The sequence below is a fragment of the Cupriavidus sp. 05L411 genome, from assembly GCF_056398045.1.
Genome location: NZ_JBFTOQ010000027.1, coordinates 52,699 through 79,331 on the forward strand (window position 1 = coordinate 52,699; position 26,633 = coordinate 79,331).

General features: G+C 65.0%; 28 protein-coding genes. 27 read left to right on the forward strand and 1 reads right to left on the reverse strand.

What is annotated here, in order from left to right; genetic code table 11:
• The first annotated feature begins 289 nt into the window (after nt 1–289).
• Both AC1DQR_RS27000 and AC1DQR_RS27005 read left to right on the forward strand, forming a co-directional pair.
• A complete protein-coding gene (locus tag AC1DQR_RS27000) occupies nt 290–5,071 on the forward strand; it encodes a glutamate synthase-related protein (RefSeq protein ID WP_477134071.1) in 4,782 nt (1,593 codons plus the stop codon).
• Nucleotides 5,072–5,203: 132 nt separating this feature from the next.
• Nucleotides 5,204–6,667: a glutamate synthase subunit beta gene (locus tag AC1DQR_RS27005; RefSeq protein ID WP_416049832.1), complete on the forward strand. Its 1,464-nt coding sequence runs from the start codon at nt 5,204–5,206 to the stop codon at nt 6,665–6,667.
• 88 nt (nt 6,668–6,755) lie between these two features.
• On the opposite strand, the gene AC1DQR_RS27010 is transcribed toward AC1DQR_RS27005, so the two are convergent.
• On the reverse strand, nt 6,756–7,292 hold the full coding sequence (locus AC1DQR_RS27010; protein WP_416049831.1) for a GNAT family N-acetyltransferase: 537 nt from the start codon (nt 7,290–7,292) through the stop codon (nt 6,756–6,758).
• Between the two features lie 229 nt (nt 7,293–7,521).
• Here AC1DQR_RS27010 and AC1DQR_RS27015 point away from each other — a divergent pair, with 229 nt between their 5' ends.
• From AC1DQR_RS27015 to tatB, 25 genes are all read left to right on the forward strand, one after another.
• Entirely contained in the window at nt 7,522–8,625 is a 1,104-nt protein-coding gene (locus tag AC1DQR_RS27015) for a tripartite tricarboxylate transporter substrate binding protein (RefSeq protein ID WP_416049830.1), read from the forward strand.
• Between the two features lie 152 nt (nt 8,626–8,777).
• Nucleotides 8,778–9,599 (forward strand): ABC transporter ATP-binding protein, encoded by an 822-nt coding sequence (locus AC1DQR_RS27020; RefSeq protein WP_416049829.1) that lies wholly within the window; start codon nt 8,778–8,780, stop codon nt 9,597–9,599.
• Entirely contained in the window at nt 9,596–10,372 is a 777-nt protein-coding gene (gene mlaE / locus AC1DQR_RS27025) for a lipid asymmetry maintenance ABC transporter permease subunit MlaE (RefSeq protein WP_043350253.1), read from the forward strand. Before AC1DQR_RS27020 ends, mlaE begins: the two co-directional genes overlap by 4 nt.
• 49 nt (nt 10,373–10,421) lie before the next feature.
• A complete protein-coding gene (mlaD, locus tag AC1DQR_RS27030; RefSeq protein ID WP_043352390.1) occupies nt 10,422–10,949 on the forward strand; it encodes an outer membrane lipid asymmetry maintenance protein MlaD in 528 nt (175 codons plus the stop codon).
• On the forward strand, nt 10,946–11,776 hold the full coding sequence (locus AC1DQR_RS27035; RefSeq protein ID WP_416049828.1) for an MlaA family lipoprotein: 831 nt from the start codon (nt 10,946–10,948) through the stop codon (nt 11,774–11,776). Before mlaD ends, AC1DQR_RS27035 begins: the two co-directional genes overlap by 4 nt.
• Before the next feature lie 203 nt (nt 11,777–11,979).
• Nucleotides 11,980–12,603 (forward strand): MlaC/ttg2D family ABC transporter substrate-binding protein, encoded by a 624-nt coding sequence (locus AC1DQR_RS27040; RefSeq protein ID WP_150985713.1) that lies wholly within the window; start codon nt 11,980–11,982, stop codon nt 12,601–12,603.
• A 124-nt stretch (nt 12,604–12,727) separates the two neighbouring features.
• The gene (locus AC1DQR_RS27045; protein ID WP_043350242.1) at nt 12,728–13,036 is read left to right on the forward strand and encodes an STAS domain-containing protein; all 309 of its coding nucleotides are present in this window, start codon (nt 12,728–12,730) and stop codon (nt 13,034–13,036) included.
• A gap of 247 nt (nt 13,037–13,283) precedes the next feature.
• A complete protein-coding gene (locus AC1DQR_RS27050; RefSeq protein WP_416049827.1) occupies nt 13,284–14,237 on the forward strand; it encodes an ABC transporter ATP-binding protein in 954 nt (317 codons plus the stop codon).
• A gap of 56 nt (nt 14,238–14,293) precedes the next feature.
• A complete protein-coding gene (locus AC1DQR_RS27055) occupies nt 14,294–15,064 on the forward strand; it encodes an ABC transporter permease (protein ID WP_416050396.1) in 771 nt (256 codons plus the stop codon).
• 81 nt (nt 15,065–15,145) lie between these two features.
• Nucleotides 15,146–15,403, forward strand: a complete 258-nt coding sequence (locus AC1DQR_RS27060) for a BolA family protein (RefSeq protein ID WP_043352389.1) — start codon at nt 15,146–15,148, stop codon at nt 15,401–15,403.
• Nucleotides 15,404–15,613: 210 nt separating this feature from the next.
• Nucleotides 15,614–16,864 (forward strand): UDP-N-acetylglucosamine 1-carboxyvinyltransferase, encoded by a 1,251-nt coding sequence (gene murA / locus AC1DQR_RS27065; RefSeq protein WP_416049826.1) that lies wholly within the window; start codon nt 15,614–15,616, stop codon nt 16,862–16,864.
• Between the two features lie 26 nt (nt 16,865–16,890).
• On the forward strand, nt 16,891–17,553 hold the full coding sequence (gene hisG, locus AC1DQR_RS27070; RefSeq protein WP_150985708.1) for an ATP phosphoribosyltransferase: 663 nt from the start codon (nt 16,891–16,893) through the stop codon (nt 17,551–17,553).
• Nucleotides 17,554–17,586: 33 nt separating this feature from the next.
• Nucleotides 17,587–18,924 (forward strand): histidinol dehydrogenase, encoded by a 1,338-nt coding sequence (gene hisD, locus AC1DQR_RS27075; RefSeq protein WP_174424915.1) that lies wholly within the window; start codon nt 17,587–17,589, stop codon nt 18,922–18,924.
• An 87-nt stretch (nt 18,925–19,011) separates the two neighbouring features.
• On the forward strand, nt 19,012–20,112 hold the full coding sequence (hisC, locus tag AC1DQR_RS27080; protein ID WP_150985706.1) for a histidinol-phosphate transaminase: 1,101 nt from the start codon (nt 19,012–19,014) through the stop codon (nt 20,110–20,112).
• Between the two features lie 4 nt (nt 20,113–20,116).
• Entirely contained in the window at nt 20,117–20,710 is a 594-nt protein-coding gene (gene hisB / locus AC1DQR_RS27085; RefSeq protein WP_006159655.1) for an imidazoleglycerol-phosphate dehydratase HisB, read from the forward strand.
• Between the two features lie 122 nt (nt 20,711–20,832).
• The gene (locus AC1DQR_RS27090) at nt 20,833–21,456 is read left to right on the forward strand and encodes a YchE family NAAT transporter (RefSeq protein ID WP_416049825.1); all 624 of its coding nucleotides are present in this window, start codon (nt 20,833–20,835) and stop codon (nt 21,454–21,456) included.
• On the forward strand, nt 21,453–22,106 hold the full coding sequence (hisH, locus tag AC1DQR_RS27095) for an imidazole glycerol phosphate synthase subunit HisH (protein ID WP_416049824.1): 654 nt from the start codon (nt 21,453–21,455) through the stop codon (nt 22,104–22,106). The genes AC1DQR_RS27090 and hisH overlap by 4 nt, the downstream gene beginning before the upstream one ends.
• Before the next feature lie 89 nt (nt 22,107–22,195).
• Nucleotides 22,196–22,942: a 1-(5-phosphoribosyl)-5-[(5-phosphoribosylamino)methylideneamino]imidazole-4-carboxamide isomerase gene (gene hisA, locus AC1DQR_RS27100; RefSeq protein WP_006159658.1), complete on the forward strand. Its 747-nt coding sequence runs from the start codon at nt 22,196–22,198 to the stop codon at nt 22,940–22,942.
• 78 nt (nt 22,943–23,020) lie between these two features.
• A complete protein-coding gene (gene hisF / locus AC1DQR_RS27105; protein ID WP_174424913.1) occupies nt 23,021–23,791 on the forward strand; it encodes an imidazole glycerol phosphate synthase subunit HisF in 771 nt (256 codons plus the stop codon).
• 15 nt (nt 23,792–23,806) lie between these two features.
• Entirely contained in the window at nt 23,807–24,214 is a 408-nt protein-coding gene (gene hisI / locus AC1DQR_RS27110; protein WP_043350207.1) for a phosphoribosyl-AMP cyclohydrolase, read from the forward strand.
• Nucleotides 24,211–24,591 (forward strand): phosphoribosyl-ATP diphosphatase, encoded by a 381-nt coding sequence (locus AC1DQR_RS27115; protein ID WP_253931149.1) that lies wholly within the window; start codon nt 24,211–24,213, stop codon nt 24,589–24,591. The genes hisI and AC1DQR_RS27115 overlap by 4 nt, the downstream gene beginning before the upstream one ends.
• A gap of 60 nt (nt 24,592–24,651) precedes the next feature.
• Nucleotides 24,652–25,026: a DUF4870 family protein gene (locus tag AC1DQR_RS27120; protein WP_174424912.1), complete on the forward strand. Its 375-nt coding sequence runs from the start codon at nt 24,652–24,654 to the stop codon at nt 25,024–25,026.
• 71 nt (nt 25,027–25,097) lie between these two features.
• Nucleotides 25,098–25,454 carry a histidine triad nucleotide-binding protein gene (locus AC1DQR_RS27125; RefSeq protein ID WP_174424911.1) on the forward strand — a complete coding sequence of 119 codons (357 nt, stop codon included), beginning with the start codon at nt 25,098–25,100 and terminating at the stop codon, nt 25,452–25,454.
• A gap of 163 nt (nt 25,455–25,617) precedes the next feature.
• Entirely contained in the window at nt 25,618–25,854 is a 237-nt protein-coding gene (tatA, locus tag AC1DQR_RS27130; RefSeq protein ID WP_043350196.1) for a Sec-independent protein translocase subunit TatA, read from the forward strand.
• A 151-nt stretch (nt 25,855–26,005) separates the two neighbouring features.
• Entirely contained in the window at nt 26,006–26,515 is a 510-nt protein-coding gene (gene tatB, locus AC1DQR_RS27135) for a Sec-independent protein translocase protein TatB (protein ID WP_416049823.1), read from the forward strand.
• Nucleotides 26,516–26,633 lie beyond the last annotated feature (118 nt).

The window sequence follows — 26,633 nt, forward strand, 5'->3', positions numbered from 1 at the left end:
AAATAAAGACCATCCCTGTTGTGGTGCGAGGCTTAATATTATCTGACCCCATTTAAAAATTTTGCGGGACGCGTACGATTCTTTTATAGTTCCTCCACCCACATTCATTGTGCGGCGCGTCACGCCTGTGTACGCCGCTGCGGCCCCGCTGTCTCTCTGGTTCCCCGTCCCCGGTTTTCAACCGGCCCCGGTGGAAGAGTGCGGTCCCCGTTCCGGTCTGCCTTGCTGGCTCGCAGCCCTCACCGGAATCAAGCCCGTGGACCAATCGCAATCCCAATCAAAGCAAACGATGGCCCAAGCGCAGGCCGCAGAGTCTGCCGCCGCTGCGCACGCGCCTGCCTCGCGTCCGCAAGCCCAGGGCATGTACGACCCCGCCAATGAAAAAGACGCCTGCGGCGTCGGCATGGTTGCCCATATCAAGGGCAAGAAGAGCCATGAGATCGTCCAGCAAGGCCTGAAGATCCTGGAAAACCTGGATCACCGCGGCGCGGTCGGCGCCGATGCGCTGATGGGCGACGGTGCCGGTATCCTGATCCAGATCCCGGACCAGTTCTACCGCGAAGACATGGCCAAGCAGGGCGTGACCCTGCCGCCGTCCGGCGAGTACGGCGTGGGCATGATCTTCCTGCCGAAGGAGCACGCCTCCCGCCTGGCCTGCGAGCAAGAGCTCGAGCGCACCGTGCGCCTGGAAGGCCAGGTCGTGCTGGGCTGGCGCGATGTGCCGGTGGACGCCGCCATGCCGATGTCGCCGACGGTGCGCACCACCGAGCCGGTGATCCGCCAGATCTTCATCGGTCGCGGCCGCGACATCATGACCACGGACGCGCTGGAACGTAAGCTCTATGTGATCCGCAAGACCGCCAGCCACGCCATCCAGGCGCTCAAGCTCAAGCACGGCAAGGAATACTTCGTGCCCTCGATGTCGGCGCGCACGGTCGTGTACAAGGGCCTGCTGCTGGCAACGCAAGTTGGCGAGTACTACCTGGACCTGCAGGACCCACGCGCCGTCTCGGCCCTGGCCCTGGTGCACCAGCGCTTCTCCACCAATACCTTCCCGGCCTGGGAACTGGCCCACCCGTACCGCATGGTCGCCCACAACGGCGAAATCAACACGGTCAAGGGCAACGTGAACTGGGTCAACGCACGGACCGGCGCGATCTCGTCGCCGGTGCTGGGCGACGACCTGCCCAAGCTGTGGCCGCTGATCTATCCCGGCCAGTCGGACACGGCATCGTTCGACAACTGCCTCGAACTGCTGACGATGGCTGGCTACCCGCTCGTCCACGCCATGATGATGATGATCCCGGAAGCCTGGGAACAGCACACCATGATGGACGACAACCGCCGCGCCTTCTACGAGTACCACGCTGCCATGATGGAGCCCTGGGACGGCCCCGCCGCGATCTGCTTCACCGATGGCCGCCAGATCGGCGCCACGCTGGACCGTAACGGCCTGCGCCCGGCACGTTTCTACGTGACTGAGGACGACATCGTGGTGCTGGCTTCGGAAGCCGGCGTGCTGCCGTTCCCCGAGTCGCGCATCGTGCAGAAATGGCGCCTCCAGCCGGGCAAGATGTTCCTGATCGACATGGAGCAAGGCCGCATCATCGACGACAAGGAACTCAAGGACAACCTGGCCAACGCCAAGCCCTACAAGAGCTGGATCGACGCCGTGCGCATCAAGCTCGACGAGCTGGATGCCAAGCCCGAGGACGTGGCAGCCGAGAAGAAGCCGGACGCACGCCTGCTGGACCGCCAGCAAGCCTTCGGCTACACGCAGGAAGACGTCAAGTTCCTGATGGCGCCGATGGCGCTGGCCGGCGAGGAAGCCACCGGCTCGATGGGCAATGACAGCCCGCTGGCCGTGCTGTCGTCCAAGAACAAGACGCTGTACCACTACTTCAAGCAGCTGTTCGCCCAGGTCACCAACCCGCCGATCGACCCGATCCGCGAGAACATGGTGATGTCGCTGGTGTCCTTCATCGGACCCAAGCCCAACCTGCTCGAGCTGAACAACATCAACCCGCCGATGCGCCTCGAAGTGTCCCAGCCCGTGCTGGACTTCAAGGACATCGCCAAGATCCGCAATATCGAGCACTACACCGGCGGCAAGTTCCGTTCGTATGAACTGAACATCTGCTACCCGCAGGCATGGGGCAAGGAAGGCATCGAAGCCCGCCTGGCCTCGCTGTGCGCGGAAGCCGTGGATGCCGTGCGCTCGGGCTACAACATCCTGATCGTCTCGGACCGCCGCGTCGATGCGGAGCATGTGGCCATCCCCGCGCTGCTGGCAACGTCCGCCATCCACCACCACCTGGTGGACAAGGGCCTGCGTACCTCGGCCGGCCTGGTGGTGGAAACCGGCACGGCGCGCGAGGTGCATCACTTCGCGCTGCTGGCCGGCTACGGCGCCGAAGCCGTGCACCCGTACCTGGCGATGGAAACGCTGGCCGACATGGCACAAGGCCTGTCCGGCGACCTGTCGCCCGAGAAGGCGGTCAAGAACTTCGTCAAGGCGATCGGCAAGGGCCTGCAGAAGGTGATGTCCAAGATGGGCATCTCCACCTACATGTCGTACACCGGTGCGCAGATCTTCGAAGCCATCGGCCTGTCGCGCGAGCTGGTGCAGAAGTACTTCCATGGCACCGCAACGAATGTCGAAGGCATCGGCATCTTCGAGGTGGCCGAGGAAGCGCTGCGCCTGCATCAGGACGCCTTCGGCGACAACCCGGTGCTGGACACCATGCTGGAGACCGGCGGCGAGTACGCCTACCGCGTCCGCGGCGAAGCGCATATGTGGACCCCGGACTCGGTGGCCAAGCTGCAGCACGCCGTGCGCGCCGACGACGGCAAGGGCGCGTACCAGACGTACAAGGAATACGCCAACATCATCAACGACCAGAGCCGCCGTCACATGACGCTGCGCGGCCTGTTCGAGTTCAAGGTCGATCCGACCCGCGCCATTGCGCTGGAAGAAGTAGAACCGGCCAAGGAGATCGTCAAGCGCTTTGCTACCGGCGCCATGTCGCTGGGCTCGATCTCCACCGAAGCCCACGCCACGCTGGCCGTCGCGATGAACCGCATCGGCGGCAAGTCCAACACCGGTGAAGGCGGCGAGGACGCGAACCGCTACCGCAACGAGCTGCGCGGCATCCCCATCAAGCAAGGCGACACGCTGCAGGGCCTGCTGGGCACCGAAGCCGTGGTGCGCGACCAGGAACTGCAGGCTGGCGACTCGCTGCGCTCGAAGATCAAGCAGGTGGCCTCGGGCCGTTTCGGCGTGACCGCCGAATACCTGGCGTCCGCCGACCAGATCCAGATCAAGATGGCACAGGGCGCCAAGCCCGGCGAAGGTGGCCAGCTGCCCGGCCACAAGGTCTCGGACTACATCGGCAAGCTGCGCTACTCGGTGCCGGGAGTGGGCCTGATCTCGCCGCCCCCGCACCATGACATCTACTCGATCGAAGATCTGGCGCAGCTGATCCACGACCTGAAGAACGTCAATCCGGCCTCCGATATCTCGGTCAAGCTCGTGTCCGAAGTGGGCGTGGGCACCGTGGCCGCGGGCGTGGCCAAGGCCAAGGCCGATCACGTGGTGATCGCCGGCCATGACGGCGGCACCGGCGCATCGCCGCTGTCGTCGATCAAGCATGCCGGCACGCCGTGGGAGCTGGGCCTGGCCGAGACGCAGCAGACGCTGATGCTCAATGGCTTGCGCAACCGTATCCGCGTGCAGGCCGACGGCCAGATGAAGACCGGCCGCGACGTCGTCATCGGCGCGCTGCTGGGCGCCGACGAGTTCGGCTTCGCTACCGCACCGCTGGTGGCCGAAGGCTGCATCATGATGCGCAAGTGCCACCTGAACACCTGCCCGGTGGGCGTGGCTACGCAGGATCCGGCGCTGCGCGCGAAATTCCAGGGCAAGCCCGAGCACGTGGTGAACTTCTTCTTCTTCATCGCCGAAGAAGCCCGCGAGATCATGGCGCAACTGGGCATCCGCACGTTCGACGAGCTGATCGGCCGCGCCGACCTGCTCGACACCAAGCCCGGCATCGAGCACTGGAAGGCGCGCGGCCTTGATTTCACCCGCGTGTTCTACCAGGCACCGTTCCCCGCCGAGCTGCCGCGCTTCCATACCGACGTGCAGGACCACGGCCTGTCGCTGGAAGCCGGCAAGGCGCTGGACCACGTGCTGATCGCCAAGGCTCGCCTGGCCATCGACAAGGGGGAGCGCGTGTCGTTCATCCAGCCGGTGAAGAACGTCAACCGTACCGTCGGTGCGATGCTCTCGGGCGTGGTGGCCAAGCAGTATGGCCATGAAGGCCTGCCTGACGACACCATCCACATCCAGTTGCAAGGCACCGCCGGCCAGTCCTTCGGCGCGTTCCTGGCGCACGGCGTCACGCTGGACCTGGTGGGCGACGGCAACGACTACGTGGGTAAGGGCCTGTCCGGCGGCCGCGTGATCGTGCGCGCTCCGCATGAGTTCCGCGGCGACCCGACACGCAACATCATCGTGGGCAACACCGTGCTGTACGGCGCGATTGCCGGTGAAGCCTTCTTCAATGGCGTGRCAGGCGAGCGCTTCGCGGTGCGCAACTCCGGCGCGGCCGCGGTGGTGGAAGGCACGGGCGACCATGGCTGCGAGTACATGACCGGCGGCACCGTGGTGGTGCTGGGCGGCACCGGGCGCAATTTCGCGGCCGGCATGTCGGGCGGCATGGCCTATGTCTATGACGAGGACGGCCTGTTCGACAAGCGCTGCAACACCTCGATGGTGGCACTGGAAACGGTGCTGGCGGCGGCAGACCAGGAGAAGGGCCAGTCGCCCGCTTCCTGGCACAAGATGGGCGGCCAGCGCCAGCTTGACGAAGTCATCCTCAAGGGCTTGATCGAGCAGCATTTCCGCTTCACGGGCTCAGAGCGCGCCAAAGCATTGCTGGCCGACTGGACCACGGCACGCCGCAAGTTCGTCAAGGTCTTCCCGACCGAGTACAAGCGCGCACTGGGCGAGATGTACGCCAAGGAGCAGGAAGCGAAAGACAGCGACCGGGAAGCCATCGCCGCCTGAGCCCCAGGGGCAGGGCAGCGAGCCCGACCAAGCATGAGCGCTGTCGCGGATTCGCGCGGCCTCACAAGATACTGACCTCACAGCGGGGCCGGCGCATGCGCCGGTGCCGCTCAGCATGACCAAGGACGCAACATGGGTAAGGCGACTGGCTTTCTCGAATTTCCGCGCCAGAACGAAGGTTACGAGCCCGTAACCAAGCGCGTGAAGCACTACAAGGAATTCGTATTCGCGCTGTCCGACAGCGAAGCGAAGATCCAGGGCGCGCGCTGCATGGACTGCGGCATCCCGTTCTGCAACAACGGCTGCCCGGTCAACAACATCATCCCCGACTTCAACGACCTGGTGTATCGCCAGGACTGGAAGTCGGCGATCGAGGTGCTGCACCAGACCAACAACTTCCCCGAGTTCACGGGCCGCATTTGTCCGGCACCGTGCGAAGCTGCCTGCACGCTGGGCATCAATGAAGCACCGGTCGGCATCAAGTCGATCGAGCACGCCATCATCGACAAGGCCTGGGACGAGGGCTGGGTTGCCCCGCAGCCGCCCAAGCACAAGACCGGCAAGACCGTKGCCGTGGTTGGYTCCGGCCCYGCCGGCATGGCCGTCGCCCAGCAACTGGCGCGYGCYGGCCATGACGTSACCGTGTTCGAGAAGAACGACCGCATCGGYGGSCTGCTGCGCTAYGGCATYCCCGACTTCAAGCTTGAGAAGTGGCTGATCGACCGCCGCATGGAACAGATGCAGGCCGAAGGCGTGACCTTCCGCGCCGGCGTGATGGTGACCGACGGCGAGCTGCCGGCCGGCATCAAGAACTATGCGCGTGAAACCATCTCGGCCCAGGCCCTGCAAGACCAGTTCGACGCCGTGGTGCTGGCGGGTGGCTCGGAAGTGCCGCGCGACCTGCCGGTCCCGGGGCGCGACCTCGACGGTATCCATTACGCGCTGGAATTCCTGATCCCGCAGAACAAGGAAGTGGCCGGCGACGAGCCCAACGCGCTGCGCGCCGATGGCAAGCACGTGATCGTGATCGGTGGCGGCGATACCGGCTCCGACTGCGTAGGTACGTCGAACCGCCACGGCGCGGAATCGATCATCCAGTTCGAGCTGCTGCCGCAGCCGCCGGAAGAAGAGAACAAGGCGCTGGTGTGGCCGTACTGGCCGATCAAGCTGCGCACCTCGTCCTCGCACGACGAAGGCTGCAATCGCGACTGGTCCGTTGCCACCAAGGAATTCATTGGTGAAAACGGCAAGATCACCGCGCTCAAGGCCTGCCGCGTCGAATGGAAGGACGGCAAGATGCAGGAAGTGCCGGACAGCGAGTTCATCCTTAAGGCGGATCTCGTGCTGCTGGCCATGGGCTTCACCAACCCGGTGGGCTCGCTGCTCTCCGCTTTCGGCGTGGATACCGATGCGCGCAAGAACGCCCGTGCCAGCACCGAAGGCGATCGCGCTTATCACACCAACGTGCCCAAGGTGTTCGCCGCTGGCGACGTGCGCCGCGGCCAGTCGCTGGTGGTGTGGGCGATCCGCGAAGGTCGCCAGGCCGCGCGTTCGGTCGATGCCTTCCTGATGGGGCATTCCGAGCTGCCGCGCTAAAGCGCCGAAGTGCTGATGCCGTGACGCGTTGATCGCGTCGCAAGACCCGCCCCGCGCAAGCCGGGCGGGTTTTTTTACGGCGACGCGCTCAGCCTGGCTGCAGCGTACGGCCCATCAGCACGGCATCGTCGCCGTAAGCCGACAGCTTGGCGGACACGGCAGCGCTGGGAGGCGTCAAATTCTCGTACCCGAGTCTGCGCCACCATGCCGCAGCCGATTGCACTGCGACCAGCCGCGACGAGCGCAATCCGGCATCGAGCGCGGCCGCGCGGGCCGCGGCGTAGAGCGTTGGCGCCAGGCCGCAGCCCTGGCCCGCGGGTGCCACCGCCATATCGTGCACGAACCAGGTCAACGCGCTGGCCGGCTCGCCTGCGCGTTCCCAATGCCGCTCCAGCACCCCGTCGAGTGCTGGCAGGCCGTCCTGGGGCCACATGTGGGTAAACAGATAGGCTGCCAGCTCGCCGTCCCGGCCGGCGGTCACCCAGCAAGTGGCGGGCGACAGCGCCAGGCGGCTGCCGAGGGCTGCGGCGGACTCGAGCAGCATGCCGCGATAGCACTGGGCCTGGATTTCCAGCACGGCGGGCAGGTCGGTGGCCAGCATGGGCCGAGGAGTGTATTCACGCATGACGGGCGATTATAGGCGGCGTCGAAGCACAGGCGCCGTGGACGCCCGGAGATCCGCGCCCAGCCATGCTCACAGGGTTGTCCCGGCTATGGTTAACGTGGTCTGTGCGGTTTTGGGCATTCTTCGTAGAATGACCTGACAATTAAAACAAAGAAAACAAAGACTGCCTCGCTAATCCCTTTTCAGCCGATCAAGACGCCACGGTGATGCCAGTGGCCCGGAGGAATTGATGTCCGAAGTGCGCATTGTTTCGCGGCTTTGGCGAGGTAAGGCGAAGTTGCTTCACCCCGCTGCCATGCCGGCTTGTCCGCAGTTGTTTTCGCACGTCTGGCATCCGCTGTTCCTCGCTGCCCTGCTGCTTGCCGCGAGCGGGCCGGGTCTGGCCCGACCGGCCACCGTGCCGGCTACCCCGGCGGCGGCGTCAGCGCGCCCGATATCGTTTCCCGTCCGACCCATTCGCCTGATTGTGCCTTTTCCGGCCGGTGGCGTGCCGGATGCCGTGGCGCGCCTGCTGGCCGAGCGCCTGGCGGTACGCCTCGGCGTACCTGTCGACGTCGACAACCGGCCCGGTGCGGGCGGCACCACGGCGGGAGATGTGGTGGCCAAGGCCAGTTCCGACGGGCATACCCTGCTGTTCCACCAGGCCACCATGCTGATCCAGCCTGGCCTGGAGCCGGTGCCTTATGACGTAGTGCGCGACTTCACGCCGGTGGCGCGGGTCGCGACCATGCCGCTGTTCCTGGTGATCGATGCGCGTCTGCCGATGCGCACGCCGCAGCAATGGCTCGCCGCGGTCAATGCCAGTCCGGGATCCTACAGCTACGGTTCCGGCCAGGCCGGCAGCCCCTCGCACCTCTATGCCCAATACGCTGTGCATGGTGTGCCGAACGGGGTGCCGCTAGTTACGGCCAAGGGCGAGGCGGCGGTGGTGCAGGAGATGCTGGCTGGGCGCGTCAGCGCTTGCTTCTGCGCGTTTGCTTCCATACAGGCCCAAGTCAAAAGCGGCAATTTGCGCCTGCTCGGTGTGACTGGTGTGGCGCGTTCGCAACTGGCGCCCACGGTGCCCACGCTGCAGGAGTCGGGGGTGGATGGCTACGGCGCGGCGGCCTGGTATGGCGTCATTGCCCCGGCCAATACACCGCATGCCATCGTGGCACGGATCGCCGGCGAGCTGGACGGCGTCATGGGTGAGCGCGAGGTGCGGGATCGCCTGCTGGCTGCCGGCCTGACGCCGTTGCGCGATTCGCCGGAAGCCTTTGCGACGGCGATCCGGTCGGAGTCGATCCAGTGGCAGGTGATCTTGCGGCAAACTGGCGGGCCTACTGAACCTTGAGCTTCGCTTTTTCAGTAGAGATCACCGAAGCCTGCAACGCAAATGTGATGAAACAATGATTTGCATTGAGTGGATGTGGATTGCGCCACACTGCCTCGGGCAGCGCTAGGTAGTAGCCCTTATAATGGCGGACTGCCTAACACGGTGCCAACGTGACCGATTCCGCCTCAAACCTCGTCGAGCTCCAATCTGTCGATTTCGCCTATACGGCGGGCGGCAAGCCAATCCTGTCGGGCCTTAGCATGCGCTTCCCGCGCGGCAAGGTGGTGGCTGTCATGGGCGGCTCCGGCTGCGGCAAGACCACCGTGATGCGCCTGATCGGCGGCCAGGTCAGGCCGCAGAGCGGCCAGGTGCTCTTCAACGGCGCTAATATTCCCGCCCTCGGCCGAAATGACCTGTACGCCGTGCGGCGGCAGATGGGCATGCTGTTCCAGTTTGGCGCGTTGTTCACCGATCTCTCCGTGTTCGACAACGTTGCCTTCCCGTTGCGCGAACATACCGACTTGCCCGAATCGATGATTCGCGACCTGGTGCTGATGAAGCTCAACGCCGTCGGCCTGCGCGGCGCGCGCGAGCTGATGCCGTCGGAGATCTCCGGTGGCATGGCGCGCCGGGTGGCACTGGCCCGCGCAATCGCGCTCGATCCAGCCCTGCTGATGTACGACGAGCCCTTTGCCGGCCTCGATCCGATCTCGCTGGGCCTGACCGCACGCCTGATCCGCAGCCTGAACGATGCGCTGGGGGCCACCACCATCATCGTGTCGCATGACGTCAACGAGACCTTTCTCATCGCCGACTACGTCTATTTCATTGCCAATGGCCGCATTGCTGCCGAAGGCGAGCCCGAGGCCCTGCGTGCCTCGACGGATCCCTTTGTGCACCAGTTCGTCCATGCCGAGCCTGACGGCCCGGTCCCGTTCCACTATCCGGGGCCGTCGCTGGCCGAGGACTTCGTGAGCGGGGTCGGACGATGATGGGATTTTTCACAAGCATCGGCTCCGCGGTGCGGCAGTCGGTCAGCGGCCTGGGTCATGCCACGCGCATGTTTTTCACGGTACTGGCGATGTCTCCGGCGCTGCTGCGCCGCTTCCGGCTGGTGAGCGACCAGATTTTCTTTGTCGGCAACCTGTCGCTGGTGATCATTGCGGTTTCTGGCCTGTTTGTCGGCTTTGTGCTGGGTTTGCAGGGCTATTACACGCTAAATCGCTACGGTTCCGAGCAGGCGCTGGGGCTGCTGGTGGCGCTGTCGCTGGTGCGCGAGCTGGGCCCGGTGGTGACGGCGTTGCTGTTCGCCGGCCGCGCCGGCACGTCACTCACCGCCGAGATCGGCCTGATGAAGGCGGGTGAGCAACTCACCGCCATGGAAATGATGGCGGTCAATCCGCTGCAGCGCGTGATTGCGCCGCGCTTCTGGGCTGGCGTGGTTGCCATGCCGGTGCTGGCGGCGATTTTCAGCGCCGTTGGCATCCTGGGTGGCTATGTGGTCGGGGTGCAGATGATTGGCGTGGACGCGGGCGCGTTCTGGTCGCAGATGCAAAACGGCGTGGATGTTCGCAATGACGTGCTCAATGGCGTCATAAAGAGCTTCATTTTTGGCGTGGCAGTGACGTTTATAGCGTTGTACCAGGGCTATCAGGCCAAGCCGACGCCGGAAGGCGTGTCGCGCGCCACCACGCGCACTGTCGTGATTGCCTCGCTGGCGGTGCTGGCGCTGGATTTCCTGCTGACTGCGCTGATGTTCAGCTGACATGGCCGGTGCGGTCGCCGGAGCCGGAGTACTTGAAGAAGAGACGCAGATGAAAAGAAATACACTCGATTTCTGGGTTGGGTTGTTTGTTGTGGCGGGTTTCGTGGCGCTGCTGTTCCTGGCGCTCAAGGCCGGCAACATGAGCGCCCTGTCGTTCCAGGACACCTACTCGGTGCAGGCGCGCTTCGATAATATCGGCGGCCTGAAGCCGCGCGCCCCGGTGAAGAGCGCCGGCGTGGTGGTGGGCCGTGTGGCGGATATCCGCTTCGACGACAAGACCTACCAGGCGACCGTGACGCTCAACCTGGAAAAGCGCTACCAGTTTCCCAAGGACACCTCGGCCAAGATCCTGACCTCGGGCTTGCTCGGGGAGCAGTACCTGGGCCTTGAGGCGGGCGGCGACACCGCCATGCTGGCGGAAGGCTCGCGCATCACCATGACGCAGTCGGCCGTGGTGCTGGAAAACCTGATCGGGCAGTTCCTGTATAACAAGGCCGCCGATGCGGGGGCCGGCGGCAACAATGCAGGCGGTGCTGCTGCTGGAGCCGCCAGCGGCGCAGCGGGGGTGGTGAAATGACCGGCTGGTGTGCCGCCGCGCGCTGGCGCGTGGGACGAAACTGCTTGCTGGCCGCCTCGGTTGCATGGCTGGCGGCAGGTTGCGCCACTGGCCCGACCGCCAACCCGAAGGATCCTATCGAGCCCTTCAACCGGGAAGTCTTCAAGGTCAACGACGCCGTCGACAGGACCGTGCTGCGCCCGGTTGCCCAGGCGTACGCCGATTACGTTCCGTCGCCGATCCGCACCGCGATCGACAACGCCTTCTCCAACGTCAGCGATGTCTACTCGGCCGTCAACAACCTGCTGCAGGGCAAGCCCACCCGCGCCGCGGAAGACACCATGCGCGTGGCCATCAACAGCGTGCTGGGTATCGGTGGGCTGATCGACATCGCCACGCCGGCGGGCTTGCCGAAGTACAAGGAAGACTTCGGCCAGACCTTGGGCGTATGGGGTGTGCCGGCCGGCCCGTACCTGGTGCTGCCGCTGTTCGGGCCGAGCACGGTGCGCGATACCGCCGGCATGCTGGTTGACCGCCAGATCGATCCGTCGGCGTATATCGATCCCGTGTGGCTGCGCAACTCGCTGTTCGGGGTGCGTGTCGTCAACACCCGGGCTTCGCTGCTTGGTGCCACGGGCCTGATCGAGATGGCGGCACTCGACAAGTACGCCTTCCTGCGCGATGCGTACCTGCAGCGCCGCGAGTACCAGATCTATGACGGTAACCCGCCGGAGAGCGATGATACCGTGCCGGCCAGCCCGCCGCCGGATGCCACGCAGGAAAACCAGGCGCTGCCCACGCCGCCAGTGCAGATGCCGGGCAATATCGGCAATTTCCGCCTGCGCTGAGTGGGATTTGCCGCGGCTCGTGTCGCCGCTGTGAGTGGTGCAACAAAGTATGAAAATGTGGTGTCGGAAGCTCCGGCGCCGCGAACTCCGAGGCCTTGCCCGAACTCCAACTCGGCGCATGACCATTGCCGGCCTTGGTGCCGGGACGCGCTAGGATGCCGTACCTCGGTGTCCCTGCGTTATCGAATTGATAAGGACGAAATATGCTGAAGCGACTGTTGCTGCCTTTTCTTACCGTGGTTGCCTTTTCCGGCGCCGCCCACGCCCAATCGCAGGATGCCAGCACGCCCGACGGGCTGGTCAAGGCCGTGGTCAGCGACGTGATGACTTCGGTCAAGGCGGACAAGGACATGCAGGCCGGGAACATCGGCAAGATCTCGGCGCTGGTGGAGCAGAAGATCCTGCCCAACGCGAATTTCCAGAAGACCACGCAGATTGCCATGGGCCGCAACTGGTCCAAGGCCACGCCCGAGCAGCAAAAGCAGATCACCGACGAGTTCAAGACCCTGCTGATCCGCACCTATTCGGGCGCCATCGCGCAGATTCGCGACCAGAGCGTGCAGTTCCGCCCGTACCGCGGCAGCCCGGACGATACCGACGCCACCATTCGCACCCAGGTCATCAACAAGGGCGAGCCGATCCAGCTCGATTACCGCCTCGAGAAGACCCCGCAAGGCTGGAAGGTCTATGACATCAACGTGCTGGGCGCCTGGCTGACCGAGGCCTACAAGGGCAGTTTCAACACCATCGTGGGCCAGCAGGGCGTGGACGGCGTGATCAAGACGCTGCAGGACCGCAACCGCCAGCTCGCCAACGCCAAGAACTGAGCCTGCGAGCCTGCCCGAGCGGCGGGCTGCGGCCCAGCATGGCTGGCCGAAGTGTTCTACAATGAGCGGTCCCGCACCTGCGGGAGTGCTTTTTTCCAGACCCGCATCCCCGGACCGCTGCCAGATGCTTTCGCTCGACACCTCGCTGACCAACCGCAACGCCGCCGCCGTGCTGCGTGACGGGCTGGCACGCCTGGCCCAGGGCGAAGCCCAGGTGGACTGCAGCAAACTGGCCCAGGTCGACTCCGCCGCCGTCGCTGTGCTGCTGGCCTGGCAGCGCGATGCCGCCAGCCGCGGCCAGTCGCTCGCGTTCGTCGGCGTACCGGCCCAGCTGGCTGAGCTGGCCGCGCTGTACGGCGTCGATTCCCTGCTGCAACTCGGCGCCCAGGCGGGCGCGCGGGGCGCGCAAGTCACCGTTTCCCACCGACATTGAACCGGCATCCGTGGCAAGCCGCTGATCTGCGCTTGCTACCGCGATGCCCGGGCGACGGCTCACGCCACGCCTCGTGCTCAAAGCGGGACTGCTCCCGCATCCCCTATAATTCCGGGTTGTTCGACCGTTCCGGCATATAAGGCTCGGGCAAGACACGGTCGAAGCACCCAGGCGGTCCCCGCCATTTCAAGGAGGCCGGCGCGCGAGCCCACAAGAGCCCGACGCGCCTGCCAAACAGTATCCGGCCATGAAAGCCATCGAACTCAAAGACGTTCGCAAGCGCTACCGCAACCTGCAAGCGCTCAAGGGCGTCAGCTTCACCGTCGAGCGGGGCGAATTCTTCGGCCTGCTCGGCCCCAACGGTGCAGGCAAGACCACGCTGATCTCCATCCTGGCGGGCCTGAACCGTGCCGATTCCGGCAGCGTCAGCGTGCTCGGCCACGACGTGGTGTCCGATTACCGGCTGGCGCGGCGCATGCTGGGCGTGGTGCCGCAGGAACTGGTCTTCGATCCCTTCTTCACGGTGCGCGAGACGTTGCGCCTGCAGTCTGGCTACTTCGGCCTGACCCGCAATGACGACTGGATCGACGAGATCATGGCCAACCTCGATCTCACCAACAAGGCCGACGCCAACATGCGCCAGCTCTCCGGCGGCATGAAGCGCCGCGTGCTGGTGGCCCAGGCGCTGGTGCACCGGCCGCCGGTCATCGTGCTCGACGAGCCCACCGCCGGGGTCGACGTGGAGTTGCGCCAAACGCTGTGGAAGTTCATCTCGCGCCTGAATCGCGAGGGCCACACCATCATCCTGACCACGCACTACCTGGAAGAGGCCGAGGCGCTGTGTGACCGCATCGCCATGCTCAAGTTCGGCGAGGTGGTGGCGCTGGACCGCACCAGCAACCTGCTGAGCCAGTTCGCCGGGCTGCAGCTGGCGCTGACATTTTCCCGTGGTACCTTGCCGGCCGCGCTTGAGCCGCTGCGCATGCCCTCCTCCAACCCGGGCGAACGCGCGGTGCGGCTGCGGCTGTCGGGCTACCCGGCGGTGGAGCCGATCCTGGCCGCCTGCCGCGAGGCCGGCTGCGAGATCGAAGACATGGAAATCAACAAGGCAGACCTGGAGGACGTGTTCGTGCAGATCATGCGGCGCGAAGGCCATATGCCGGGCGCGTTGCCGGATACGGCGGTGGAGGCTGCAGCATGAAGATGCCAACCGAATTCGACGGCACGCAGGACGCCATCAACACCCACCTCGCGCCGATGGCGGTGGGGGGGCTGGTAGGCTTTCGCACGCTGCTCTACAAGGAAGTCCTGCGTTTCTGGAAAGTCAGCTTCCAGACCGTGGCGGCGCCGGTGCTCACCGCGATCCTGTACCTGTTGATCTTCGGCCACGTGCTGGAGAACCGCGTGAAGGTGTACGACCAGATCAGCTATACCGCGTTCCTGGTGCCGGGGCTGGTGATGATGAGCGTGCTGCAGAACGCCTTTGCCAATAGTTCGTCGTCGCTGATCCAGTCCAAAATCACCGGCAACCTGGTGTTCATCATGCTGCCGCCGCTGTCGCACTGGGAAATGTTCGGCGCCTATGTGGTGGCGTCCATCGTGCGCGGCCTGGCCGTGGGCCTGGGCGTGTTGCTGGTGACGGCCTGGTTCGCCAACCTGCATTTCGCCAATATCGCGTGGATCCTGGTGTTTGCCGTGCTGGGCGCGGCGATCCTTGGCACGCTGGGGCTGATCGCCGGGATCTGGGCCGAGAAATTCGACCAGCTTGCGGCCTTCCAGAACTTCCTGATCATGCCGGCCACCTTCTTGTCCGGCGTGTTTTATTCGATCCACTCACTGCCTCCCTTCTGGCAGGCGGTGTCGCACGCCAATCCGTTCTTCTACATGATCGACGGCTTCCGCTATGGCTTCTTTGGCGTCTCCGACGTGGCGCCGGCCTTCAGCCTCGCAGTCGTGGGTACGGCTTTCGTGGTGCTTGCCACGGTCGCGCTGCAGCTGCTCAAGAGCGGCTACAAGCTGCGCCACTGAACGCTACCCACAAGAGCAGAACGCCAAGAGCCCCTGTATCCAGATCCGGAACCGCAAGCGAATCAACGCGAAAAGACCATCATGCTGCCTACACCCCAACAAGTCAGTGACTACATCGCCCAAGGGCTGTCCTGCGAACACCTGGAAGTGGAGGGCGACGGCCAGCACTTCTTTGCCACCATCGTCAGCGCCCAGTTTGACGGCAAGCGCCTGATCCAGCGGCACCAGCAGGTCTATGCCGCGCTGGGCGACCGCATGCGCGCCGAGATCCACGCACTGTCGATGAAGACGCTGACGCCGGCCGAATGGCAGGCGCAGGCGGGCGAGGGAAAGCAGTAAGCTAAGCGCCGGAACAAGGCGGACTCGTACGAATAAGTACGGACCAACAAGCTGGCCGCCTGACAGGCCGGACATGACAATCAGGGGCCGCGTCACTCGCGCGGCGGCCCACGGGTATCAGATGCTGCGGCGGCGCGCCTTGACGCACCACCACGGACCGTAATGAAACATGCCGGACGCCAGCGGGCGGCCGGCCGGAATTGAAAGAACATGGACAAACTCGAGATCCAGGGCAATGGCCCGCTGCGAGGCGAGATCCGCGTATCCGGCGCCAAGAACGCCGCGCTGCCGATCCTGTGCGCGGGACTGCTTAGCGCCGACACCATCTCGCTCGACAACGTTCCCAGGCTGCAGGACGTGGGTACCACGCTCAAGCTGCTGCGCCAGATGGGCATGAAGGCCGAGCAGGACGGCACGCGCGTGACGCTCAACGGCGCCGACGTCAACTCGCCCGAGGCTCCCTACGAGCTGGTCAAGACCATGCGCGCATCGATCCTGGTGCTGGGCCCGCTGGTGGCGCGCTTTGGCGAAGCGCGCGTGTCGTTGCCCGGCGGCTGCGCCATTGGCGCGCGCCCGGTCGACCAGCACATCAAGGGGCTGCAGGCCATGGGCGCCGAGATCAGCATCGAACACGGCTTTATCCATGCCCGCGCCAAGCGCCTGAAGGGCGCGCGCGTGGTGACCGACATGATCACCGTGACCGGCACCGAAAACCTGCTGATGGCCGCCACGCTGGCCGACGGCGAGACCGTGCTCGAGAACGCCGCGCGTGAGCCCGAAGTGACCGACCTGGCCAACCTGCTGGTCAAGATGGGGGCCCGTATCGAGGGTATCGGCACTGACCGCCTGGTGATCCAGGGCGTGGATCGCCTGCATGGCGCCAGCCACGCCGTGATCGCCGACCGCATCGAGGCCGGCACCTTCCTGTGCGCGGCCGCCGCGACGCTGGGCGATGTGGTGCTGCGCGGCGTGTCGCCGCACATCCTGGACACGGTGCTCGACAAGCTGCGCGAAGCCGGCGCCGCCATCGAGGCCGGTGAAGACTGGATCCGCCTGACGATGGCCCAGCGCCCGCAGTCGGTGAGCTTCCGTACCTCCGAATACCCGGCCTTCCCGACCGACATGCAGGCGCAGTTCATGGCGCTGAACAGCGTGGCCGGCGGCGTGGCTCGCATTACCGAAACCATCTTCGAGAACCGCTTCATGCACGTGCAGGAGCTGAGCCGGCTGGGCGCCGACATCGCGGTCGAAGGCAATACCGCGGTGGTCACCGGCGTGCCCCGGCTGTCGGGCGCCAAGGTGATGGCGACCGACCTGCGCGCCTCCGCCAGCCTGGTGATCGCCGGCCTGGTGGCCGAGGGCGAGACCGTGATCGACCGCATCTATCACCTTGACCGTGGCTATGACCGCATGGAAGACAAGCTGTCGGCCGTGGGCGCCAAGATCCGCCGCATCGCCTGAGCGCACGAAAAGATAAAAGGACGCAGATGAGCCCCTCCCCGACCCAGTTGACGCTGGCCCTCTCCAAGGGCCGGATCTTCACCGAAACCATGCCGCTGCTCGAGGCGGCCGGCATCCACGTTACCGAGGATCCGGAAACCTCGCGCAAGCTGATCCTGCCCACCTCCGATCCGGACGTGCGCGTCATCATCGTACGCGCCTCCGATGTGCCGACCTATGTGCAATACGGCGCGGCCGACTTCGGCGTGGCCGGCAAGGACGTGCTGATGGAACACGGCATGGCCGGGCTCTACGCACCGATCGACCTGAATATCGCCAAATGCCGCATGTCGGTTGCGACCTCGGCCGGCTTCGACTACGCCAGCGCGGTGCGCCAGGGCGCGCGGCTGGCCGTGGCCACCAAATATGTGCAGACCGCGCGCGAGCACTTCGCCAAGAAGGGCGTGCACGTGGACCTGATCAAGCTGTATGGCTCGATGGAGCTCGGGCCGCTGGTGGGACTGGCCGACGCCATCGTCGATCTGGTCAGCACCGGAGGGACCTTGCGCGCCAACAACCTGGTCGAAGTGGAAGAGATCGTGCAGATATCGTCGCGCCTGGTGGTCAACCAGGCTGCCCTCAAACTCAAGCGTGAGCGGCTTGCCCCGATTCTCGACGCGTTTGAACGGGCCTCCGCCGCGCTGGCCTGACGCCGCGCGAGAGAGAGCCTGGGGAATGGAGTCATGAACGAAAATTCTATGGAAAACCTCGCAATCCGCCGGCTGGATTCAACCGAGCAGGGCTTTGCCGCCGAGTTGCGCAAGGTACTGGCGTTCGAAGCCGGTGAAGACGACGCCATCGATCGCGCCGTGGCGCAGATCCTTGCCGATGTGAAGGCGCGCGGCGACGCCGCGGTACTGGAGTACACGCAGCGCTTCGATCGTGTGGAAGCCAGCTCCATGGCCGCGCTGGAGATCTCGCCGGCCAAGCTCGAAGCCGCACTCGACGAGCTCGAGCCCAAGCGCCGCGCCGCGCTGGAAACCGCGGCGGCGCGCGTGCGCGCCTACCACGAGAAGCAGAAGATCGAGTGCGGCAGCCACAGCTGGGAATACACCGAGTCCGACGGCACCGTGCTGGGACAGAAGGTGACCCCGCTGGACCGCGTTGGCATCTATGTGCCGGGCGGCAAGGCGGCGTATCCGTCGTCCGTGCTGATGAACGCCATCCCCGCACGCGTGGCCGGCGTCAAGGAAGTCATCATGGTCGTGCCCACGCCGGGCGGCGTGCGCAACGAGCTGGTGCTGGCCGCGGCGCAGATCGCCGGCGTGGACCGCGTGTTTACCATCGGCGGCGCGCAGGCGGTTGGCGCGCTGGCTTACGGCACGGGCTCGCTGCCTCAGGTCGACAAGATCGTCGGCCCGGGCAACGCCTACGTGGCGGCGGCCAAGCGCCGCGTGTTCGGCACCGTTGGCATCGACATGATCGCCGGCCCGTCCGAGATCCTGGTGATCTGCGACGGCACCACCGATCCGGACTGGGTGGCGATGGACCTGTTCTCGCAGGCCGAGCACGACGAGCTCGCGCAGTCCATCCTGCTGTGCCCGGACTCGAACTACCTGGCCCAGGTGGAAGAAAGCATCCACCGCCAGCTTGACTCCATGCCGCGCCGCGACGTCATCCGTGCGTCGCTGTCCGGGCGCGGCGCGCTGATCCGGGTACGCGACATGGACGAGGCCTGCGAGATCGCCAACGCGATCGCGCCGGAGCACCTGGAGATTTCCGCCGAGAACCCGCGCCACTGGGCCGAGAAGATCCGCCACGCCGGTGCCATCTTCCTGGGCCGCTATACCAGCGAGTCGCTGGGCGACTATTGTGCGGGGCCCAACCACGTGCTGCCGACCTCGCGCACCGCGCGTTTCTCGTCGCCGCTGGGCGTGTACGACTTCCAGAAGCGCTCCAGCCTGATCGAAGTGAGCGAGCAGGGCGCCCAGATGCTGGGCCAGATCGCCGCCGAGCTGGCCTATGGCGAGGGCTTGCAGGCCCACGCCCGCAGCGCCGAGTATCGCCTCAGGCGTAACTGAGGCACAGCGGCCGGGTTCCGGTTTATTCGGCGCCCGGCCGGATTGCAGCAATCAGCACCGACAACCACCGACCAAAGAGGTAATCCAATGTCCGTAGTGCAGCCTTCCCTGATCGAACGCATCATCCGTGACGACGTACGCGCCATGGGCGCCTACCATGTGCCGGATTCGCACGGTCTGGTGAAGCTGGACGCGATGGAGAATCCCTACCAGCTGCCCGACGCGCTGCGCGCAAAGCTGGCCGCGCGGCTGGCCGAGGTGGCGCTGAACCGCTATCCGGTGCCGAGCAGCGAAGTGCTGCGCGCGCGCCTGAAGACCGTCATGGACGTGCCCGCCGGCATGGACGTGCTGCTGGGCAACGGCTCGGACGAGATCATCAGCATGTTGTCGCTGGCCGCCGCCAAGCCGGGCGCCAAGGTGCTGGCACCGGTACCGGGCTTCGTCATGTACGCCATGTCCGCCCAGTTTGCCGGGCTGGAATTCGTCGGCGTGCCGCTCAAGGCGGATTTCACGCTCGACCGGGCTGCCATGCTCGCGGCCATGGCCGAGCACCAGCCGGCCATCATTTACCTGGCCTACCCCAACAATCCCACCGGCAACCTGTTCGATGCGGATGACATGGAAGCCATCGTGCGCGCCGCCCAAGGCGAGACCTGCCAGAGCCTGGTGGTGGTCGACGAGGCCTACCAGCCATTCGCCCAGGACACCTGGATGCCGCGCCTGGCCGAGTTCGGCAACCTGCTGGTGATGCGCACCGTGTCCAAGCTGGGGCTGGCCGGCATCCGGCTGGGTTACCTGGCCGGTGCGCCGGCCTGGCTCTCGCAGATCGACAAGGTGCGCCCGCCGTACAACGTCAATGTGCTGACCGAGGCCACCGCGCTGTTCGTGCTGGAGCATGTCGACGTGCTGGACCAGCAGGCTGCGCAACTGCGCGCCGAGCGCGCCACCGTGGCCAGTGCACTGGCCGCCCTGCCGGGTGTGACGGTCTACCCGAGCGCCGCCAATTTCCTGCTGGTGCGCGTCGACGATTCCGCCCGTGTGTTCGACGGGGTGCTCGCGCGCAAGGTTTTGATCAAGAACGTGGGTAAAATGCACCCATTGCTGGCCAACTGTCTGCGCGTCACGGTCAGCACTCCCGAAGAGAACGCGCAATTTCTCGCTGCCTTCCAGGCGGCGTTGCAGGATTAACACCATGCGTGTTGCAGAGGTCACCCGCAATACTTCGGAAACGCAAATTCGCGTTTCGCTGAATCTCGATGGCACCGGCCGCCAGAAACTGGCGTCCGGCGTGCCGTTCCTCGACCACATGCTGGACCAGATCGCCCGCCATGGCATGTTCGACCTCGAGGTCGAAGCCAGCGGCGACACCCATATCGATGACCACCACACGGTGGAAGACGTCGGCATCGCGCTCGGCCAGGCCGTTGCCAAGGCCATTGGCGACAAGAAGGGCATCACCCGCTACGGCCACAGCTATGTGCCGCTGGACGAATGCCTGTCGCGCGTCGTGATCGACTTCTCCGGCCGCCCGGGCCTGGAGTTCCATGTGCCTTTTACCCGCGCGCGGGTGGGCAGCTTCGACGTGGACCTGACCATCGAGTTCTTCCGCGGGTTCGTCAACCATGCCGCGGTGACGCTGCATATCGACAACCTGCGCGGCATCAATGCCCAYCATCAATGCGAAACCGTGTTCAAGGCCTTCGGCCGCGCGCTGCGCATGGCGGTGGAAATGGATCCGCGCGCCGGCAACACGATTCCGTCGACCAAGGGCACCCTCGTCGGCTGAGCCTTAACGGCGTCCACCAGCCTCGCATGGCGGCGCATTCTGCGCCGCCGGCGGCAAATTTCCGATCAATGTGGTGCCGATGCGGCACCAACGCGGCATTAGCGCGACATTAGCCCAACCCGATGGATACGCTTAAGTCGTTCATCTCGCTGCTGGCGCTGATCAACCCGATCGGGGCCATCCCGTTCTTCATCAGCCTGACTACCCAGCAGACCGAGGAAGAAAAGCGGCATACCATCAAGATTGCGTCGATCTCGGTGGCGACGGTAGTGGGTATTTCCGCCTTGCTGGGCCAGCAGATCATTGAGTTCTTCAATATCTCGGTGGCTTCGCTCCAGGTGGGCGGTGGCCTCATCATGATCATGATGGCGATGAACATGCTGAACGCCCAGACCGGCCGTACCAAGGCGACGCCCGAGGAAGAGGACGAGGCGGAAGCCAAGGCCAGCATCGCGGTGGTGCCGCTGGCGCTGCCCTTGCTGACCGGGCCCGGCTCGATCAGCACGGTAATCGTCTATGCCGGCAAGACTCAGCACTGGTACCAGTTGCTGATTCTGGTCGGAATTGGGATCGCGCTTGGCGCAGTGGTATATATAGTATTCCGCGCCGCGGACCCGATCGCGCGCGTGATCGGCCGCACTGGCATCAATATCGGCACGCGCCTGATGGGACTGATCCTATCGGCGCTGGCCGTGGAATTCATTGTGGACGGGCTTAAGACATTGTTGCCTGTTTTGAAAACATGACTACCATAGCAATTGTGGATTACGGCATGGGCAACCTGCGCTCGGTGGCGCAGGCCCTGCGCGCGGCGGCGCCCGAGGCGGACGTGCAGGTGGTGGACCGGCCCGAGGCGATCCGCGCGGCGGACCGCGTGGTGCTGCCCGGCCAGGGGGCGATGCCCGACTGCATGGGTGCGCTGGGCGCGTCCGGCTTGCAGCAGGCGGTGATCGAGGCCGCCGCCAGCAAGCCGATGCTGGGCGTGTGCGTTGGCGAACAGATGCTGTTCGACTTCAGCAAGGAAAGTCGGACGCAGGACGGCAGCACGCCTTGCCTGGGGCTGTTGCCCGGCGAGGTGATCCGCTTCGAGCTGGAAGGCATGACCCAGCCGGACGGCTCACGCTACAAGGTGCCGCAGATGGGCTGGAACCGGGTGCGGCAAGCGCGCTCCCATCCGCTGTGGGCTGGCATCCCCGATGAAAGCTGGTTCTATTTCGTGCATAGTTACTACGTGCATGCGCAGGATCCGGCGCATATCGCCGGCGAAACCGACTACGGTGTCTTATTTACGAGCGCGGTAGCGCGCGATAATATTTTTGCCACGCAGTTCCACCCGGAAAAGAGCGCCGCCATGGGCTTGCAGCTGTACCGGAACTTCGTGCATTGGAATCCCTGAACCTCGATAGCGGCTTTTTCGGGACCGAGTTGGCCGGCCATGGTGGCTAGCTCAATTTTCTCTTTCACTCAATCACGCTCGTCACACTTATGTTGCTCATTCCGGCCATCGACCTGAAGGACGGTCAATGTGTACGCCTTAAACAAGGCGACATGGACCAGGCCACCGTCTTTTCCGAAGATCCCGCCGCCATGGCACGTCACTGGGTGGAGCAGGGCGCACGGCGCCTGCACCTGGTCGACCTCAATGGTGCGTTCGTGGGCAAGCCCCGCAATGAAGCTGCCATCAAGGCCATCATCGCCGAGGTGGGCGATGAGATCCCGATCCAGCTCGGCGGCGGCATCCGCGACCTGAACACCATCGAGCGCTGGCTCGACGGCGGCCTGTCGTACGTGATCATCGGCACGGCCGCGGTCAAGAATCCCGGGTTCCTCAAGGATGCCTGCACGGCGTTCGGCGGCCATATCATCGTTGGCCTGGATGCCCGCGAAGGCAAGGTTGCCACCGACGGCTGGAGCAAGCTGACCGGCCACGAAGTCGCGGACCTCGCGCGCAAGTACGAGGACTATGGCGTGGAAGCTATCATCTACACCGACATCGGGCGCGACGGCATGCTGCAGGGCATCAATATCGATGCCACCGTCAAGCTGGCGCAGTCGGCGACGATTCCGGTGATCGCCAGTGGCGGGCTGTCCAACCTGGCCGATATCGAACGCCTGTGCAGCGTGCAAAAGGATGGTGTCGAAGGCGTCATCTGCGGCCGCGCGATCTATTCGGGCGACCTCAATTTCGCCGAAGCCCAGGCGCTTGCCGACAAGCTCGGCGCCGAGCAGTAAGACAACGCGCCTCGCGCGCGACAATTGCAGCCACCGGCGCCGCGCATGCGCGCAGCGCCGTGGCGGGCAAGGAATCTCATGCTAGCCAAACGTATCATCCCCTGCCTCGACGTGACCAACGGGCGGGTGGTCAAGGGTGTCAACTTCGTCGAATTGCGCGACGCTGGCGACCCGGTCGAGATCGCCCGCCGTTACGACGAGCAGGGTGCCGATGAAATCACTTTTCTTGACATCACCGCGACCAGCGACGGCCGCGACCTGATCCTGCACATCATCGAGGCGGTGGCCTCCCAGGTCTTCATCCCGCTGACGGTAGGTGGCGGCGTGCGGGCCGTGGAAGACGTGCGGCGCCTGCTCAATGCCGGTGCGGACAAGATCAGCGTCAACTCCTCGGCCATCGCCAACCCGCAACTGGTGTCGGACGCCACCGCGCGCTACGGGTCGCAGTGCATCGTGGTCGCGATCGACGCCAAGCGCAGCTCCGCGCCCGGCGAGCCGGCGCGCTGGGAAGTCTTCACCCACGGCGGGCGCAAGGCCACCGGCCTGGACGCCGTGGCATGGGCACGCGAGATGGCCGCGCGTGGCGCCGGCGAGCTGCTGCTCACCAGCATGGACCGCGACGGCACCAAGAGCGGGTTCGACCTTGAACTCACGCGGGCTGTCAGCGACGCGGTGTCCGTGCCGGTCATCGCCTCGGGTGGTGTGGGCGGCCTGAAGGACCTGGCCGACGGCATCAAGCTGGGGCACGCCGACGCGGTGCTGGCCGCCAGCATCTTCCACTACGGCGAGCACACCGTTGGCGAAGCAAAGGCATTCATGGCCCGCGAGGGCATTCCGGTGCGAATCTGAACACGGCGAACCGACATGGCAAAGAAGTGGCTCAACAAGGTTAAGTGGGACGACAACGGCCTGGTGCCGGTGATCGTCCAGGAAGTCGGCTCGAATGACGTGCTGATGTTCGCGTTCATGAACCGCGAAGCGCTGCAGCGCACCGCGGAGATCGGCGAGGCCGTGTTCTGGTCGCGCTCKCGCAAGCGCCTGTGGCATAAGGGCGAGGAATCCGGCCACGTGCAGAAGGTGCACGAGATGCGCCTGGATTGCGACGAAGACGTGGTCCTGCTCAAAGTCACCCAGAACGACGGCATCGCCTGCCACACCGGGCGCCACTCCTGCTTCTTCCAGAAGTTCGAGGGCGACGCCGAGAGCGGTGACTGGCAGACCGTCGAGCCCGTGCTCAAGGACCCGTCCACCATCTACGCGGCCAAGCCATGAGCGAACAACACTTGAGCAGCGCGGATGTGCTGGCCCGCCTTGCCGCCGTGCTGGAGTCGCGCAAGCCAGAGAACGGCGGCGACCCTGACAAGTCTTACGTGGCACGCCTGTTCCATAAGGGTGACGACGCCATCCTGAAAAAGATCGGCGAGGAAGCCACCGAGACCGTGATGGCCGCCAAGGATGCCCGCGCCGCCGGCCTGGGTCCGGAGGCGGTCGGCAAGGTGGTGTACGAGGTGGCCGATCTTTGGTTCCACAGCATGGTGCTGCTCGCCCGCTTCGGCCTGAAGCCGGCCGACGTGGTCAACGAGCTGGCTCGCCGCGAAGGCCTGTCCGGTCTTGAGGAAAAAGCCCAGCGCAAGGCCGACGGCAGTTGAATGACCGCGCCGGCCCCGCCGGCTACCCGCAGCTACGAGCCGCTTTGAGGAGCAACGACGATGGGGGATGTGATCACCGCTGACAACGACCGGCTCGCCAGCCTGCGCAAGCTGACGCACATCCTTTATGCCCTGTACGCCATTTTCTGGCTGACCGGCGGCATCACCGCGCTGATCGCCATCGTGGTCGGGTACGTCAAGCGCGACGACACCCGGGGCACCCTTTACGCCTCCCACTTTGCCTGGCAGATCCGCTCCTTCTGGTGGTCGGTGGCGTGGGCCATTCTGGGCGGCGTGCTGTTTGCCACGGTGTTCCTGATACCGCTGGCCTTTGCGGCGTGGGGCGTGCTCTCCCTGTGGATGTTGTATCGTATCGTCAAGGGCTGGCTCTACCTGAACGACAGCAAGCCGATGTACCCGGATCAGCGTTTCTGATGCTTCTGACGGGATCCCGGCGGGTTCCCGGCGAAATCGCAGCCTGATTTGCTGCGCGCAATGAAATTTTCATGAATTCACCGCACAATTGCCTCTTCTGCAGGATCGTGGCCGGCCAGCTACCGTCGCGCAAGGTGTATGAAGATGACGAAATGCTGGCTTTCCATGATATCCACCCGAAAGCCCCGGTACACTTCCTGCTCATTCCCAAGGTGCATGTCGATTCGCTGGCCGATTGCGGACCCGGCGAAGGCGCGGTGCTTGCTAAAATGATGTTGAAAGTGCCGGAGTTGGCGCGCGCGGCAGGCTGTGGCAATGGTTTCCGGACGGTGATCAATACCGGCCCGGATGGCGGACAGGAGGTGTACCACCTCCATCTGCACGTGCTTGGCGGCCCGCGTAACCAGTGGAAGGTGCCGCTGCCTTAAAACTGGCTTCAAGCCAGCCTGGCAGCCAGCCCATGCAGGACCGCGGGCCGCGTGGCCTTCGGTCAGATGCCGTGCCGGCAACCGTCGCCCGGCATGGCCTTCAGTGACGGAACAACAAGCCGGGGTGGCAAGGCGCCGCCCCAGGCTTCATCAGGAGCAGAAAATGGGTTCGTTTAGCATTTGGCACTGGCTCATCGTGCTGGTGATCGTCATGCTGGTCTTTGGCACCAAGAAGCTGCGCAATATCGGCCAGGACCTCGGTGGCGCCGTGAAGGGCTTCAAGGACGGCATGAAGGATGCCAACGGGAACCCCGCTGACGCGCCGGACGCGCCCGCCAAGGAACTGCGCGACACCACCACCATTGACGTCGAAGCCAAGGAAAAGTCGCGCCAGCAGTAAGCGCGATCCCACCCTTGTCAGCACGCCCGATGTCCTTCCTCCTGGCAGCAATGCCTTGCCGGCCACGTTCGCTTTGCCACGCTTGCCTGCGTGACGACCTGCGCGCTGGCCGGGGCGGCCGTTGTTGCGGCCTTATCTTTTCGAACCTCGCATGATCGATCTCGGCATTTCCAAGCTTGCACTGATCGGCGCGGTGGCGCTGGTGGTGATCGGTCCCGAGCGGCTGCCGAAGGTGGCGCGCACGGTCGGCGCACTGGTCGGCCGCGCGCAGCGCTATATCAATGATGTGAAGGCAGAAGTCAGCCGTGAGGTCGAGCTCGACGAACTGCGCAAGATGCGCACGGAGTTCGAGGATGCCGCGCGCGATGTCGAGCGCACCATCCACAAGGAAGTGCACGAGCACGGCCAGGCCCTGAACGATGCGCTGACCGGCACCGATTCCAGCACGCAGGCAGGGGCAAGCCCGGCCGGCGGCTATGTGCCTTCCTGGGATACGGCGCACAAGCCCCACAACGGCCGCAAGAGCTGGCGCGTCAAGCAAGGCGCGCAGCCCCTGTGGTACAAGCGCCAGCACAATGTACGCGTGTGGGCGCAATCCGGCGCCGCGCGCGTCAAGCGCCACCGTCCCGCCACCGGTCCCGCTCGCTCTTTCTTCGAGTGAGCATGAAGGGGCTTGTCCACACGCCGGTATCCGGCCGGCCACCGCTGTCGTGCGTTCCTACTTGCGCGCCGTGCCGTTGTATCGCCACTGATTCCTCGATGCCAGCCATCTCGGCTGA